Genomic DNA, 15,889 nt, shown 5'->3' with positions numbered 1-15,889 from the left:
CCGGGCTATTTCAAAAGAGGAGCTGCTGGACAAGCTCTGGCCGGATGATGATCCGGAAAAGGCCATCCGCCAGCTATATAACGGAATATACCATATCCGAAAGGCTTTGTGGGAATATGGGATTGACAGAAGCCTAATCCGTATCGACAGTAATTATAATCTGAAGCTCGGCCCCGCCGATTACGATGTGAGACGTTTTTATGAACTTGAAAACAGTATTTACGCCAACAGCCTCGAGCCGCTCGAGGAGATGGAAGCACTCTACGCGGGAGACTATTTGGAGGGTGAAGACTATCCTTGGGCGCGTTTTGAAAGGGAACGCCTGATACAATTAAACCTGCAATGCCTGATAAAGCTCTCGGAGCAGTATATCAGAAAAAAGCAATTCGCCAAGGCGGAGAACATACTGATGACAGCTTATGAAAAAAGTCCTTATGAAGAAGCCATTACGGAGCTTCTGCTCACTCTTTACATAGAAACAGAAGAAAAAAGCAAGGCCGTGAGGCATTTCAACGGGTATTTGAAAATATTGAAGGAAGAGCTCGGCGTAATACCGTGTGATAAGCTATATAACCTTTATCATTCAGTGAAGTAGACAGAACAGTTAATTCCATAAGAAATCACATGGGCGCCGTTCTTTGCATGCTGTTTCCTTTATCCCCGGAAAAGGTGCTGTCGATCTTTCGTTACGCCTCTTATATGCGTGCCGATCCTTTCCAAAAACAAGTTTAAAAATATTTCACGGCACAATTGACCGTTGATCCGTCAAACACTGATGTATCAACGGTTTTTTTGTGTTTGTGGATTTTATCTTTGGTTAAATTTTGGTGAAATCTGTCTCATATAATAAGGTCAGTTCCCCAATATATCGATTTCATATGATTTCCATTGTGGTTTTGGCCGATAAAAGGGAGTGGTTGATTGAGGGTATATATTCTGGACAGGCGAAGCAAAAGCCGTGACCAAGTGTTGGGTTGGTTGTCGGAAGATAAGAGAGTAATCGAACTCAAGGCATTTGAAGACTACATACAGTTCATTGAACAGATCGAGAATTCTCCTCCGGATTTCTGCATCATACGGTTGGGTCAGGATGATATACCGGGGCTCCAGGCCGCCGATATGGTAAGGCAGAAAAGCCTTACCATCAGAATTATTTTTCTATCCGATAACAGGGATTATGCGCTGGACGCTTTTGAACTGGGTGTTCATGGATTTTTGCTCTGTCCTTTGACAAAAGCAAAGCTTGAGAAAAATTTAAACATAACACAAAAGGAGATGTGAGCCATATGAAGAAAAAAACATTTCCAACAATATTTATGATCATTGCAATGATGCAGCTTTTATTGCCTATTGCAGCGCATGCTGCAGCTGCAAATGCTATAGCCGCATCCGTTGTGCCGGGAACGGCGGTTTCCAGCATAACAATCAGCGGTCTGGGCAACCCTGCAGGGTTAAAATATGTGTACAAAATATCAAATTCGGCGGATGCCATACCGGCACAGGGGGCGGCGATACCGACGGCTGATTACGGTCAGTATGTGCCGGGAGTTGATATAGAGAACGTATCCGCCGGGAAATGGCTGAACCTGTACGACGTCAACTATGTCGGAGAGGTTAACGGAGTAGAATCATATGCAGTACTTGGCTACTACCAGAAGCAATTGGAAAGCGATGATATAAAAGCGGCTGCAAATGCTATAGCCGCATCCGTTGTGCCGGGAACGGCGGTTTCCAGCATAACAATCAGCGGTCTGGGCAACCCTGCAGGATTAAAATATGTGTACAAAATATCAAATTCGGCGGATGCCATACCGGCACAGGGGGCGGCGATACCGACGGCTGATTACGGTCAGTATGTGCCGGGAGTCGATATAGAGAACGTATCCGCCGGGAAGTGGCTGAACCTGTACGACGTCAACTATGTCGGAGAGGTTAACGGAGTAGAATCATATGCAGTACTTGGCTACTACCAGAAGCAATTGGAAAGCGGCGACATAAAAGCGGCTGCACCCTCGGACACAGTAACCGATAATGGCAATACGTATACCTATACCGTTGCGGACGGGAAGGTAACAATAACGCAATTTACACTTGGCGGTTCGGCAGATATAACAATTCCAGGTACCATAAGCGGTTATCCGGTAACCGGAATAGGGACCGAAGCATTTAAAAACAAAGGCCTCACGAGCGTAACAATCCCGGACGGCGTGACGAACATTGGTGATTGTGCATTTGCTTCCAACAACATTACAAGTGTAACAATTCCAAACAGCGTAACCAGTATCGGTGAAGGTGCATTTGTTTATAATGAGCTTACAAACATAGTTATTCCAAACAAGGTAACAAGTATTGGAAGCAATGCGCTTTCCAGCAACCAGCTCGCAAGCGTGACGATCCCCGACAGCGTAACGAGTATTGGCGATGGTGCATTTTTCAACAACCAGCTCACAAGCATAACGATTCCAGACAGCGTAGCGAGTATCGGCAAAAGGACGTTCTGCCGCAACCAGCTCACAAGCGTAACGATTCCGGACAGCGTGACAAGCATTGGCGAGGCTGCATTTGCATACAACATGCTCACAAGCGTAACGATTCCCGATAGTGTAACGGGTATTGGTGATGGTGCATTTTTCAACAACCAGCTCACAAGTGTGACAATCCCGGATAGAGTGACTGATATTGGAGAAATGGCGTTTGCAAGCAACAAGCTTTCAGATGTGATTATAGGAAACAGCACGGCGGCCATCGGCGACAATGCTTTTGCGGATAATCAGGAGACAGCGTCCAATCTGAAAATCCATGGGTACACAGGTTCAACAGCACAGACCTATGCAACGGATAACGGGCATACTTTTGTCGAACTGGCAAGCGGCAACGCGGACGCAGACATCGTGGCAGCACAGGCAGCCCTGAGCCTGTCTGACATTAGCTTTAGCGGCACGGATTCGGCTGCAATGGTAACGAAAAATTTCACCCTACCTCTCGTAGGTGTTAACGGAACCACAATAACATGGTCCGAAGTATCGGACAGCGGCAATAATGTAAGCTCCGACCCTGCAACGGGGGTGGTGACTGTAACGCGTCCTGCCAATGGTAGCGGCGATGCTGTCATAACGCTAAGGGCAACCATCAGCAAGGACGGCGGGGCCAGCGCAACGAAGGATTTCACTTTTACAATCCATGCAAAAGAACCAACCGGTGTTTGGTTGGATAATGCGGTTGTGACCGAGGGCACTGATTACACCTTATATGGAAACACTTATGTCATTAAAACGGCAACCGGGCTTGCATGGCTGGCTCAGCAGGTAAACGGCGGAAATTCATTCAGCGGCAAGATTATCGAACTTGATAGGGATATTGATATCTCCGAGCATTATTGGACACCGATCGGAACGCAATACCCATATTTTGAAGGAATCTTTGACGGCAAAGGCCATAAAATCACCGGGCTCTATATCGGGACTGGTGTTGGGTCGCCGGGTTCAAACGGCTTTGAAGGGCTATTTGCCACTATTGCCGGTACGGCCGAAGTAAAAAACCTCGGCATTGAATCGGCAGAAATATATGCAGGTTTCGGTGAGTTTGGAGGAATACTTACAGGCGTCAACTACGGGAAAATAACGAACTGTCATACAAATGGAGAAATAATAGGCGCAAACGGCGTAGCCTTAATTGGTGGGTTGGTTGGTTCCAATGAGGAAGGACTGATAGCAAACAGTTATTCTACAGCCGATGTGGCTGTTGGCAATTATGTAGAGCCTTATCCTCCGGCAGTCGGAGGTTTGGTCGGAAGAAATGTGGGCAGCCGTAGTTATGGCGTCATAGTTGACTGTTTTGCAACGGGCAATGTCAACGCAGGCTCCGGCGCATTTGGAAACGAGGTTTATGCGGGCGGAATTGCCGGAGAAAATAACAGCAAAGGCAGGATTGAAAATAGTTTTGCAACGGGAAACATTACTGGCGGAGCAAATGCAGAAATTGGCGGTATAGTTGGCTTTTTGCATAACGGCTTCCAGCAGGTGCCTAATGTGAAAAATGTTTATTGGAACAGCGATGCGATATACACTCTGAACGGCAACGTACTGGATTCGGCAAATAAAAAAGGCGCAGGCTATATATTACAAGGTTCAGACACTACAACGGCCAAAATTGCAGCTGATATGAAGGTTGTGGTTTTTAAATCACTGCTTAACAGCAATATAATAAGCAGCACATCTGTTCCAAATATCATTTATCTTGCCTGGGACGTGGATGTGAGAAATGAAAACAATGGCTATCCTGTTATAACTGATGTACCTATCAATGCCTACACCATAACCTACAATAGTAATGGCGCTACATCAGGCAGTGCTCCGTCAGACAGTAATACCTATTTGCAAGGGGACACCGTAACGGTTCAAGGCAACACAGGCAGCCTGATCAGAACAGGTTACACCTTCTCAGGCTGGAACACCGCAGCCAACGGAAGCGGTAGCAGTTATGCGGAAGGTGCAACCTTTACAATGGGAGCCGCTAATGTGACGCTGTATGCAAAATGGACGGCAACCGGCGGCAGCGGAAATAGTGGCGGAAGCAGCGGAAACAGCGGAAATTCATCTGCACCGGTAAATTATTCTGATATTTCAGTTAACGGGCAGACGCAAGGCAATGTTGCGACAATTAAAACCGAAAAAGGTACGGACGGACGAACAACGACAACGGTAATACTTGACGAGAAAAAGGTTGGAGAATTATTAGATAAGATTCCAGATGCAGGTACAAGTACCAGTACTGCTCAAAATCATCCAATCATTACATTATCGGTTTCAGAAAATACGGGTACGGCGGTTGGCGAGCTGAACGGCCAAATAGTTAAGGATATGGAGAAAAAAGATGTAATCCTGGAGGTCAAGACCGAGAAGGCCACCTATTCGCTTCCTGCACAGCAAATTGATATATCTGCGGTATCTCAGTCTTTCGGGCAGGACGTAAAGCTGTCGGACATTAAGGTTCAGGTTGAAATTGCACAAGCGGTCGATGCCACTGTCAAAGTAGTAGAAGACTCGGCGAACAAAGGCAATTTTACTCTTGTAGTGCCTCCGGTTGAGTTTAATATTAAATGCACATATGGCGGCAAAACCGTTGAGGTCAGCCGGTTCAACAGTTATATTGAAAGGTTTGTGGCAATACCTGATGGGATTGAACCTGAAAAGATAACGACAGGAGTTATAGTAGATCCCGATGGTACGGTAAGACATGTTCCTACTAAAGTTATTGTTATTGATGGCAAATACTATGCGCAAATAAACAGCCTGACCAACAGTACCTACTCAGTAATCTGGCATCCGCTGGAATTCAAGGACATAACAGATCACTGGGCAAAGGAAGCCGTCAATGACATGGGCTCCAGGATGATCATCAGCGGCACCGGAAACGATAAATTCGAGCCCGACAGGGATATCACCCGCGCAGAATTTGCAGCCATTATCGTCAGAGCGCTGGGCCTAAAACACGGAATCGGAGGCAACCCATTTACAGATGTCAGCAGCGACGTCTGGTACTGTGATTATGTCAAAACAGCGACGGAATACAAACTCATATCCGGCTACGGCAATGGCAAATTCGGTCCAAATGATAAGCTTACCCGTGAACAGGCCGTCACTATTATTGCAAGAGCGATGAACATCACAGGGCTAAAAGTCCAGTTCGCAAACGGTGAAATGACCAAACTGCTGGCGGACTTCAGCGATGCGGCTAAATTGGATGATTATGTGAAAAACAGCATTGCGGCTTGCATAAAGGCAGGAATTGTTAGCGGCAGGGACGGTAATCTGATTGCGCCGAAGGACAACATCACAAGAGCGGAGGTTGCGGAAATAGTAAGAAGGCTGTTGCAAAAATCCGGGCTGATATAACATTTTGTGCAAACTCGTCGCATAATGATAGCTGCGGCGAAGATCTGGAACAGCGTCCGAGATGTAATATAAAACACCCGACCTCGGATATAGAGGCCCGGTGATGAGATAAGAAATAAGTGAACTGACAAATAGCGCTCTTTGGTTTCTCATGAAGCTGAAGGGCGCTTTTTAGATAGGGGAACTATATAGTGCACTTCCTGAGCTACGGTGAGTCTGCTTTCCTTAAGGCCATGCTCACAGATTGCGTAATAGTATATATTCATCAGCTTAGCCAAGAACAATTTTGTCTTCAACATGAGTCCCAGGGTCTGATTTGAACTGCATAAATGCCAGTATGCAGGGAAACCTACCAGTAAAAAGATGGATGGTATTCCCATGCAGAAGATAAAACCTACTCCAGCAGGACATAAAAAGGTCAATAATAAACAAACCGAGTCAGCCGATATTCTTCTGCCAGATGAATTAGATGAAAAGCTCCATCTGTTGGAACCGAAATTAAAACCCAATTCAGATATCAAAATCAGAGAAATAACCATCAGTGGTCCGAGTGCGGTCAGAGCGGCGGTAATTATTATTGAAGGAATGGTTGATTCACAGGCTCTTAATCATGACATCCTGCAGCCATTGATGTTGGGTCGGAGAGAAGAGGCAGCAGATGCAGCCAATTTGAATGATCTGGTTGACCGTCTGCAGCGGACTGTACTTACGGTGGGCGGAATTATAAGGACCGACCGGCTCGACCAGCTCCTGGACTACATTTTTGATGGCTTTACCGCAATTATTATTGACGGTCATGCTGAAGCCTGATCATCGACATACGCGGCGGGATTCAGAGATCTATCGAAGAACCGCCCAGCGAGAGAACCACCCGCGGCCCACGGGAAGGCTTTGTGGAACAGATAGTCCCTAATATAGCTATGGTTAGGCGCAAGTTAAGACATAAGAACCTGGTGGTGGAGAAAATTGTAGTGGGGCAGCGCAGCCGAACCGAGGTGGCGCTCCTATATGTTCAGGATATTGCCGATCCGGCTATTGTCAATAATATAAGGAACCGTATCCAGGCCATTAGTATTGATGGAGTCATATATTCAGGCAAAATTGAACAAATCATTGACGACAATCCATACTCAATCTTCCCCACGGTGAAAGGAACCGAACGCCCCGACAAAATGGCAGGAAGCCTGTTGCAGGGACAGGTTGGCATTATTGTTGATGGAAGTCCCCATACCTTGTTGCTCCCTTCTTTGTTTGTCAGTCAGATGCAGACCACGGAAGACTACGCAGAACGGACTTATGTGGCTTCATTTACGCGGTTGTTCCGCTTTCTGGCCTTCTTTATGGCAGTATCGCTTCCGGCGCTTTATATAGCCTTAATTAGTTTTCAACCGGAGCTGCTGCCCTTTGAACTTATCATACCTGTAGCCCGGGATCGCAGTATGGTGGCTTTCCCAGCGGTTATCGAGGCCTTGATTATGGAGGTTGTGATTCAGCTGATAGTGGAGGCTGGTTTGCGATTGCCGATGCCGGTAGGTCAAACGATAGGTGTAGTTGGAGGTATAATACTTGGCCAGATGGCCATTCAGGCTCATCTGGCACCCCGGCCATGGTTATCGTGGTGGCCGTAACGGCTATCAGCACCTTTGGGATTCCAGATTATAGCCTTTCTCTGGCAATAAGGGTGCTGAGGCTGCCTTTGATGCTGTTTGCGGCTATGTTCGGTATGTTTGGTTTTTCCCTGGGGTGGATGGTGATTATATCTCATCTGTCTTCTCTAAAAAGTGCAGGCATTCCCTATATGGCACCAATTATGCCCACTATCTACGCTGATCTTAAGGATACCTTTATACGAGCTTTTCCCTGGAAAATGAAAAAAAGGCCCCGTTCTATACCTCATCTGGACGATAACCGCCAAAAACCTTAATTTATACAATCTAAGGAGATTAAACAATAGTGCTTGACAATTCCCAATTTTCTATCAGCAATCGGCAATTAATATTTATCATATTGGGTAATACAGTAGCCACGGGGATGATTTCCCTGCCCAGCATAGCCAGTAAGCAAGCTCACCAGGATGCGTGGCTGGTGGTTATGGGAGGCGCCTTTGCCCCACTGCTGGTTTTATTGCTGGTGGAGCGATTGTTCAGACGTTTTCCGGGATATAGCTTTACAGATATATCATGCCTGTTGTTCGGTAAGATCATTGGGAAAATACTGGTTTTATCAGTCTTAGCCTATTTTATATATTTTCAAGCGGTAGTGCTTAGCACTGTAACCCAAGTCACAAAGGTTTTTGTTCTCCCTCAGACCCCCAATAGGGTCATTCTGATTGTAATTGCACTGGCGGTCGTTTATGTAGCTTCTTTGGGAGCTAAGGCAATAGCTAACATCAATGAAATATATTTATACCAGTTTATACTATTTAATATATTGTGGTTAATACCGCTTTTTCTTGCAGGTGATTATACCAATCTGCTGCCGGTAGGTGAATCAGGCTTTAAGGGCCTCGGTTATGGCATCCTAACCACTTCTTTTGCCTATTCTGGTATTGAGATTCTGCTTTTGGTCTATCCTATGGTTGACAAGTCCCAACCGGTACTCAAGGCAGGCTTCATCGCCGTGGTTTTCACTATGGCTTTTTATCTTTTGCTTACCCTGTCCAGCCTGGCTGTTTTTGGAAGTAACGCCCTGGGCAGCATTATTGTATGGCCGGGAATCACCATCCTTAAAGTGCTTGATTTTCCTGTTATCGGGCGCTTTGAAATTTTCTATTTATTACTATGGATGGGCTTTGGCTTACGGCCTGCCTTTATCATGCATATGGCCTCTAGCTATACCTTGAGCGGATTATGGGGAACCACGACCAATCGTACTTATCAATATTACCTCCTGGGCTTGGGTGCAGTAATGGTGCTATTTGCATTTGTTCCAATAAGCACTGACCAGGTATTTAGGATGGCGGATTTTTCGGGACGGATGTTTTTAGTAATAGGTATTGTCTATCCGTTTTTATATCTCTGCATGGCTGCCTTGCGCAGCAAGCTTGGAAGTTTGCAGCAATATTCATGAGGTTTATTTGAAGTGAACAATAACGGCGTAAAGATAACCAATAAAGAACTGGTTTTCCTCACCAATGGCAGTGTAGTGGGTCTGGTATGGGTTTACTTGCCGCGTGCCCTATGCAAGGAAGCGCAGCAAAACGCCTGGCTGGCTGTATTGATCTCGGTTTTATATCCAATCCTATCCTGGATACTAATCGAAAGGCTTTTGCGGCGTTATCCGGGACAGAACTTTTATCATGTCAGCAGGCAATTGTTTGGGAAAATCATAGGTTCTATTCTGTTTATTTCGGTAGTCATTTATTTTATGTTATTTTCGGGGACGATCATTAGTAATTTTGCCCGTTTGGTTAAGGTATACGCTCTGCCGGAAACACCCCTTTCGGTAATAATCACGGTAATCGTAATGTGCGCTATTTGGGTAGGCATCAAGGGTATTAATGTAACCGCCTGGTTTGATGAAATATCATTATATTTAATCTTATTTTTAATGCTGGTATACTGCCTGCCCATACCCATTGGTGATTATACCAACCTATTACCGGTTGGACAGATTCCCTGGCAGAATTTAGGTCGGGCCACCCTGCAGGCAGTATGGGCTCAGGCTGGTGTTGAAACATTGCTGGTCTTTTACTGCCTGGTGGATTCTCCTCAAAAAGTAATCAAAGCGGGTTTTATCAGCATTGGTTTGAACACCCTGATCTATCTCTGGGTCGCCACTATATGTGTTCTGGTAATGGGCGCTGACATTACCCAGCAATACCTATGGCCGGGTCTTACCATCCTAAAGGTATCATATGTTTCCGTTTTCGAACGCCTTGAGTTCTTCTTTTTGTTGTTGGTTTTTTTCGTTGTATCCCGTACCTGATAACCTCGCAGGTTGCTGGCGCATTTGCCTTAACAGGCATGTTTGCGGATGGCCATAAATACTACTCATATGTGCTGGTGTTCATTGCTCTGGGAGCTCTGGTTACAGCCATTATCCCCAGAAATGTTATTGATGTATTCAGCTTTGGTACCTATACATCCTATGTATCTCTCGTTGTGGGAATAGGTTATCCATTGGCCTATCTCTTGTTAGCTAATCTCCGTGGAAATAAGGAGGGTTCGCGTGTATAAAACTGTACAATGGCTGGTGTTGTTTTTCCTATTACTGAATATATGCGGCTGCTGGGATTATCTGGACCTGGAAGATCAGGATCTCCCTATTGCGGCTGCTTTCGATCTGATCAAGAATTCTAATCCCGAATCGGAGAATCCTCCGAGAGTCTTGTTTACTACCCTGACCCCTAATCTCACTTTGGGGAAAGAGGGTTCGGTACGAATTATCTCCAATCCCGCCCCGGTAGTGGCTATGGCCCGGGAAGGGAAATCCGGGTCTTTAATAGCCAATTATAATCCTACCATGATCCAAACTGCAATTTATAGTGAGGAATTAGCTCGCCAGGGATTGAGTGATGTTCTGGACATTACGCTGCGAACTCCCAGAATTAAACATACCGTTTTTTTGGCTGTCGTTGATGGCCGGGCTGACGAACTGCTTAAAACGAAGGTAACGGAAGATGTTGATAATACGGGGATGTACCTGCTTTACCTGTTAAAGACTGGTGCAAAAAGGGGGTTCATTGTCACAACTACCTTGCATCAGTTTGCAGTCAACTATATTACGGATGGTAAAAATCCTATCTTGCCAGTAATAAAGGTCAGCCAAGATAATATAGCGATTACCGGCACCGCCATATTTAACAAGACAAAAATGATAGCCAAGATCGGCAAACCGGAAACCCGCAGCCTCATCCTCCTGCGGGGCGTGAAATCAGGTGGGTATATTCCGTTTAATATACAGCTGGGTGAATATACCGAGCAGGGAACCGTGTACGTAAAAAACCAGCGTTCAATAAAAGTAGAACGGGAAGGAGCTAACTATTCTTTTCTGATTGTCATCAAGCTTAACGGTACTGTGGTAGAGAAAACTGGCAGCCGTTCATTTATTGATGATAAAAAAGGACTAGAAACCGTAGAGAAAACAATTGCTGCTATGGTGGAAAAGGATTGTCAACGTTTTATTGATAAAATGCAGAACGAATATCAGGTGGATTGTATAGATATCAGCAAATATGCGTTGGCCAAATGGCGCGGTGAACTCCATGGCATAACCGATCAACATCTTATTAGCAACTCTTCCATCCGGGTTAAGGTGCAGGTTAATCTGGAGAATTTCGGGGAACGCACATAGGGGGGCTTAATGAGTCAGAAGGTGCGCTTTTTCCCCGAGATGTTTTTGAACGATTAAGGAAAGAAGCCGAGGATATGTGGAAAAACGGGAAACCGAAGAAGTGGGGGTTGTCTCTGCACCAGAAAAGGTCCCCAACAGGCTGACAGTCTTTCTATTGGCTTTTTTAGTGGATTTAAATATAATGATAAACAAGCCTAATTTTGGTTCCACAAGAGACAAATTAAGGGCCAGGTCAAAGTGGCGTTTATTATTACGCCCCTCTATTGGCTATGATGATTCCAGATCATAAGGGGAGCAGCAATATAATGCCGAAGAAGTATTATAAGAATCAGTTCACCCCCTCCGGTAAGAGACTTGAGGTAGTAGAAAATTACGGGCATCCGGGAACCACCGCTTATAAGATACAATTCTTCCGAACCATGGGACGAGGCATTTTACGCAGGCATCGCGTTGTTTTCAAACATCCACGCTATGGCCGTGACGTTAAATTTAAGTTATATAAACAATCTCAACGCAAGTGGTACAAGCTGTTCCAAGTACCCGATGACGTTATAGTACCGTTTACGTATTTTGACTACTCTCGTGCCCTGGGGTTTATGAAGGTCATATCCGGATTAGGAGTTAACTTCACAAATATTTTGCATTTGAAAAGTGAAATGTGGTTTTACAAACCCCTGGTTGCCGGAGAAAGATATGTCATCGATTATGTTTTTGAAGATGTAGTCAAAGTCAAAAGAGACAAAGCCGCTATTGTAAGTTACTCAGCGATTAACCGTAATGGCGAGTTGTATCAGGAGGTTAGGGATCATTTCATTATTAAGAACGTTGAGGAAAAATATCTGTCCCGGCTGCACACCGACGAGATGAACCAGTTCAAAGGTATTACCCGTTTACCGGCAGAGCCGATAGAAGATGTCAAAATTAAGGAGATATATATTCCTTTAGATTTGCCGGTCAAGTACACGTCGACCTCCGGCGACTACAGCTTTATTCATATTACACCCCGAGCCGCCAGATTTTTTGGTTTTGGCAAACCGTTCCTGCAGGGGCTTTGTACGGCTAACCTGTTGTTAAAGGAACTGGTTATGGCCGGTATAAAACTGGAATATTTTTCAATTGTTTTTTGCCTGCCGGTGTATCTTGATAATACCGTTTATCTGCATTACAACGATCGCGAATACAGGCTTCAGGATGCTGAAGGCCGTGTCCTGGCGTTTGGATTATTGCATAATGACCACAAGCCCAGATTAAACAGTTCATTTTAAATATTTTATTGCAAATATTCGGAATTAAACGGCTGATTAAGGCTTTTACCCATTGAAAAAACCAAAACAGAGTTGAAATTAAATTAAAAAATTGCCTGACAAAAAGTGGCCCATATATAAAACAGATTACCTGGGCAAACTATGAATGGATTTCAATGGGAGGTGGTGATTTTCGGTGAAAAGTGATAAATTCAAGAACAGAATGATGCCGGATGCGAGTGTGCTGGATGGCATCCCTGCTCATAATCCTCATGAGGAATTCATGAAAATGGATACCGAATTCAAAAGGAGCAGAGGAGCCCAAAGATAGTCGGTTTAACGGGGGCAGTAAAGCCCTCGTTGCTGTTTGCGTCTGGGCAGAAGTGTCCCTATTAAAAATGGGTAAGAGCGTTAATTAAAACAAACCCAGCCGCTATACATATTTAAATTAACGGCCCCCTAAAATGCTTAGGGGGTCATATTTATATTTAGAATGCTGTATTAATCTCATGTGAGATCTGTTTAATTTTCTGACAATTAACTATAATAAGTTTTGAAACGGAGGTTGTAATGATGATAGTCACACCAGAGCAATTAATTAAGCAGTATTTTCCCGAACCGATTGCGACGACCAGAGAGCTTTATAAACATTTAAACCTGGAACAATACGGATATTCCTACTTAGACTGGTTAAAAGGGGCGGAAGAACACTGCCTATCCCAATTTGTAAATGAATTAGATTACAAACTGCTGCCTGAAGCCGATAAAAATTATTGGATTAGTGAAAAGGTATTTTTTACGCTTATACAGGCTAGTCCTTCCAAAATATGCGATGAGATCAGGGCCGGGTTATTAGAAATAACCAATAAAATTGCCACAGACCGGGATTTCGCCAGGCGATACCGGGATCAACTTGACCAGGAGTACGGTATCGCCAAAGTAACTCCCAAAGTATCCAAGAAATTAAAAGCAAAGTTCAATGAATTGGGGCGGGATGCCTTTGAATTCTCAGTGCAAGCAGACACCAGGTTATATTTGGACATAATTACCAACTATAATTTCAAACCGGGACAAAAGCTCAAGAATGTATTTATCTTTTTCAAACTCGAAATAGATGAGGGTGTTCCTTATCATATAATTGATATTACATTATCTCTAACCAATGATGATATTCTTAAATACCGGACTATTTGGTGCTGCAGCCAGGAACGGCTGCGCTACGGCGCCATACTGGGCAATAAAGTTATCAGGATTAATCTCTTTGAAGAAAATAGGAAACTGGTAGATAGTTATGAATATTCGTTGGGCCCGTCAGATATAAAAACCCTGGTAAGTGAAATGGAAAAGGTAATAGGAATGATTACAGATTTAGATTTAAGCAATATTGACCTTGACCGGCTAGGACAAAAAATACTGCATCGTTATACTCTTAACGAAGAATTATATACCAGGGCTGTTAAGGCAATCATTTTCACAATAACCGCGTATACAGATAGTACCGAATCAATGGAGACTGCCTTTCTTAACGCTGTAGATAAGTATTGGGAATATTACGTTTTGCAGCCTGACCCTACAAAGAATTATGCAGATGACGTGGAACAGATGATTAATGAACGTATACCCAGGGTTACACTGGGGTTAATAGCTGGAAACATGCTGGGTAATGAAGAGCTATGTGATAAATACTTTAAACGTCGTTACAGCAAAAAACAGAGGCAGGCGCTTCTGAATGATGGCAATGTAGGGTTGATATATGCTTTGTCGGCTGCAGATTTTGACCCTGATGCTGTTTCTGACCAGCGCACGACAGATATATGTGTTTGCATTACCAACTATCTTGATTTGATGAAAAACGTATTTATTGAACTGGGTCAATGGCCTGCCACGCAGTGTTAAAAGTGTACAAAATGGAACGCCGCAGCATTATTGGCTCTAATTGCCAGATTAAATTCTTTGTCCCTGATAATGCTAAACATATATAACAATATTATCAGGAGGTGAAGTCTGTGGCTGAAAATAAAGATATGAACCATAAGAAACAAGAAGTATCGCCAACGTGGGGTGTGCCCAGCGAAGAATGGGCTGAAAAAGGCGGGAAAAACGACATGAAAGTTTCCGCTGTTGATAAAAAAAAGAAGAAAAAATAAGATGGCTTGAAAACATTCTTTTAAGGAAACTATTAGAACCCCCTGATTTTAAGGGGGTTCTAATTTTACCTATCATTTTCAACTATCTTGATTTTGATTGATTTTGAAAGATAAAATAAATGGCTGATATGGCTGATGGGATGGGACCCTTGTCTCTATATAAATAAATGATATATTCTAGTTTTGAGAGAAATTGATGCTGGGATTTATTAATTGACCAATAAAAAAAATCGTGGTAAATTAAAACTAACAACCGGTTGTTAGTTTTTTCCGCGGAAAGAGGCAACAACAACTATGAAATTAAACACCAAAGAAAGGATCAGAGAGGCCGCCCTTTCTATCTTTGCAAACAAAGGTTACGAAGGGGCCACCATGCAGGAAATAGCTGAAGCAGTCGGAATCAATAAAGCATCTATCTACAACCATTATAAGGGGAAGGAGGATCTGTTTTTTGCCGTTTATCAGGATGTGGCCGATGATTATGTAAAGCTTATGGAACGGGTCATTGGTGATTCAAAGGACATGAAGCTGGCTGAAAGGCTGTTTTATATCTTTGAAGAAGAAATCCTGTATTTCTACAGAAATCCTGAGAGCCAGGCGTTTTGGAACCAGATTACCCTCTTTACTCCCGATGTGTTACGCGAAGAGTTCTGGAAAGACCTTGCTCAACGTGAACTTTTTTTCAGAACCCAGATGGAAGCGTTATTTTTTCAGGGCATGGAAGAGGGAATCATCCGCAGGGATGATCCTGCCAAACTGATGTTTACCTTTCGAGCCATGAAAGAAGGACTTTTAAACTGGATGATTGCCACCCCCAAATCCGAAGAGGAATGGATTCGAGCAGTTTGGAAAGATTTTTGGCTCGGATTTAGGGCCAGATCAGACTTTGAGGAAAACGATGAATGGCTGAATAGGAAAACAAAACCCAGATCTTCAAAGTCTAGCCCCTATCAGGAAGGGCTGGATGAATATAAAGCTGAATGCCTGATCTGCAAAAAGGATTTCCAAATCCCCTTTACAGATTTCCGTTACAAAGACATAAAATACAACCGCGGAGCTTTTCACGTCTGCGATGATTGCGGTAAAACGATTCAAGATGAAGCTCAACTGATCACCGGACTTACCCCAGAACTGATCGACATTTGGGAGAGACTGTTCCCAGGACAAAAGACGGCTCAAAGTAAAAAACTAACTAAAAAGAAATAACGCGGGTTCAACTTTACAGATAGGGATAAACCCAGGGTAATTGCGGCAGGCCACGGAGGAGCGGTTTGCAACGCACAGATATTTTGCGCCCTAAATTCCTGGA

The 15,889-nt window shown here is 44.0% G+C and carries 13 protein-coding genes and 1 pseudogene; all 14 read left to right on the top strand.

Features of this window, described 5'->3' with window-relative positions; translation table 11 throughout:
* Nucleotides 1-595: AfsR/SARP family transcriptional regulator (locus JCM14374_RS10620; protein WP_207641624.1), on the top strand; the 595-nt coding region annotated here is incomplete at its 5' end.
* Nucleotides 596-921: 326 nt separating this feature from the next.
* Nucleotides 922-1,281, top strand: coding sequence for a response regulator (locus JCM14374_RS10615; protein WP_054697049.1), 360 nt, complete (start codon nt 922-924; stop codon nt 1,279-1,281).
* A gap of 5 nt (nt 1,282-1,286) precedes the next feature.
* Nucleotides 1,287-5,894 carry a leucine-rich repeat protein gene (locus tag JCM14374_RS10610; protein ID WP_054697046.1) on the top strand — a complete coding sequence of 1,536 codons (4,608 nt, stop codon included), beginning with the start codon at nt 1,287-1,289 and terminating at the stop codon, nt 5,892-5,894.
* A 363-nt stretch (nt 5,895-6,257) separates the two neighbouring features.
* Nucleotides 6,258-7,522, top strand: a pseudogene (locus JCM14374_RS14885) (spore germination protein).
* Nucleotides 7,501-7,818 (top strand): spore germination protein, encoded by a 318-nt coding sequence (locus JCM14374_RS15395; protein ID WP_054697038.1) that lies wholly within the window; start codon nt 7,501-7,503, stop codon nt 7,816-7,818. Before JCM14374_RS14885 ends, JCM14374_RS15395 begins: the two are co-directional and overlap by 22 nt.
* A 29-nt stretch (nt 7,819-7,847) precedes the next feature.
* Nucleotides 7,848-8,963, top strand: coding sequence for a GerAB/ArcD/ProY family transporter (locus JCM14374_RS10590; protein ID WP_054697035.1), 1,116 nt, complete (start codon nt 7,848-7,850; stop codon nt 8,961-8,963).
* Between the two features lie 12 nt (nt 8,964-8,975).
* Nucleotides 8,976-9,821: a GerAB/ArcD/ProY family transporter gene (locus JCM14374_RS10585; protein ID WP_054697032.1), complete on the top strand. Its 846-nt coding sequence runs from the start codon at nt 8,976-8,978 to the stop codon at nt 9,819-9,821.
* A 38-nt stretch (nt 9,822-9,859) separates the two neighbouring features.
* A complete protein-coding gene (locus tag JCM14374_RS10580) occupies nt 9,860-10,072 on the top strand; it encodes a hypothetical protein (protein ID WP_054697031.1) in 213 nt (70 codons plus the stop codon).
* Nucleotides 10,065-11,189: a Ger(x)C family spore germination protein gene (locus tag JCM14374_RS10575; protein ID WP_054697028.1), complete on the top strand. Its 1,125-nt coding sequence runs from the start codon at nt 10,065-10,067 to the stop codon at nt 11,187-11,189. Before JCM14374_RS10580 ends, JCM14374_RS10575 begins: the two co-directional genes overlap by 8 nt.
* A gap of 305 nt (nt 11,190-11,494) precedes the next feature.
* Nucleotides 11,495-12,454: a MaoC/PaaZ C-terminal domain-containing protein gene (locus JCM14374_RS10565; RefSeq protein WP_054697023.1), complete on the top strand. Its 960-nt coding sequence runs from the start codon at nt 11,495-11,497 to the stop codon at nt 12,452-12,454.
* 175 nt (nt 12,455-12,629) lie between these two features.
* Nucleotides 12,630-12,764 carry a hypothetical protein gene (locus JCM14374_RS15390; RefSeq protein ID WP_278279276.1) on the top strand — a complete coding sequence of 45 codons (135 nt, stop codon included), beginning with the start codon at nt 12,630-12,632 and terminating at the stop codon, nt 12,762-12,764.
* Between the two features lie 242 nt (nt 12,765-13,006).
* On the top strand, nt 13,007-14,329 hold the full coding sequence (locus JCM14374_RS10560; RefSeq protein ID WP_054697021.1) for a hypothetical protein: 1,323 nt from the start codon (nt 13,007-13,009) through the stop codon (nt 14,327-14,329).
* 110 nt (nt 14,330-14,439) lie between these two features.
* Nucleotides 14,440-14,580 (top strand): hypothetical protein, encoded by a 141-nt coding sequence (locus JCM14374_RS13620; RefSeq protein ID WP_157049083.1) that lies wholly within the window; start codon nt 14,440-14,442, stop codon nt 14,578-14,580.
* A gap of 294 nt (nt 14,581-14,874) precedes the next feature.
* On the top strand, nt 14,875-15,786 hold the full coding sequence (locus JCM14374_RS10555; protein ID WP_054697019.1) for a TetR/AcrR family transcriptional regulator: 912 nt from the start codon (nt 14,875-14,877) through the stop codon (nt 15,784-15,786).
* The last annotated feature ends 103 nt before the right edge of the window (nt 15,787-15,889 follow it).

Source organism: Syntrophomonas palmitatica JCM 14374 (assembly GCF_001311885.1).
Taxonomy (GTDB): Bacteria; Bacillota; Syntrophomonadia; order Syntrophomonadales; family Syntrophomonadaceae; genus Syntrophomonas_A; species Syntrophomonas_A palmitatica.
This window is presented reverse-complemented; position numbering and strand designations above follow the sequence as displayed.

What these genes read in the sequence shown, in the direction of transcription:
- JCM14374_RS15395 (WP_054697038.1), top strand. Translation starts at nt 7,501, where the DNA reads ATGGTTATCGTGGTGGCCGTAACGGCTATCAGCACCTTTGGGATTCCA.
- JCM14374_RS10610 (WP_054697046.1), top strand. Translation starts at nt 1,287, where the DNA reads ATGAAGAAAAAAACATTTCCAACAATATTTATGATCATTGCAATGATG.
- JCM14374_RS10555 (WP_054697019.1), top strand. Translation starts at nt 14,875, where the DNA reads ATGAAATTAAACACCAAAGAAAGGATCAGAGAGGCCGCCCTTTCTATC.
- JCM14374_RS10580 (WP_054697031.1), top strand. Translation starts at nt 9,860, where the DNA reads ATGTTTGCGGATGGCCATAAATACTACTCATATGTGCTGGTGTTCATT.
- JCM14374_RS10565 (WP_054697023.1), top strand. Translation starts at nt 11,495, where the DNA reads ATGCCGAAGAAGTATTATAAGAATCAGTTCACCCCCTCCGGTAAGAGA.
- JCM14374_RS10560 (WP_054697021.1), top strand. Translation starts at nt 13,007, where the DNA reads ATGATAGTCACACCAGAGCAATTAATTAAGCAGTATTTTCCCGAACCG.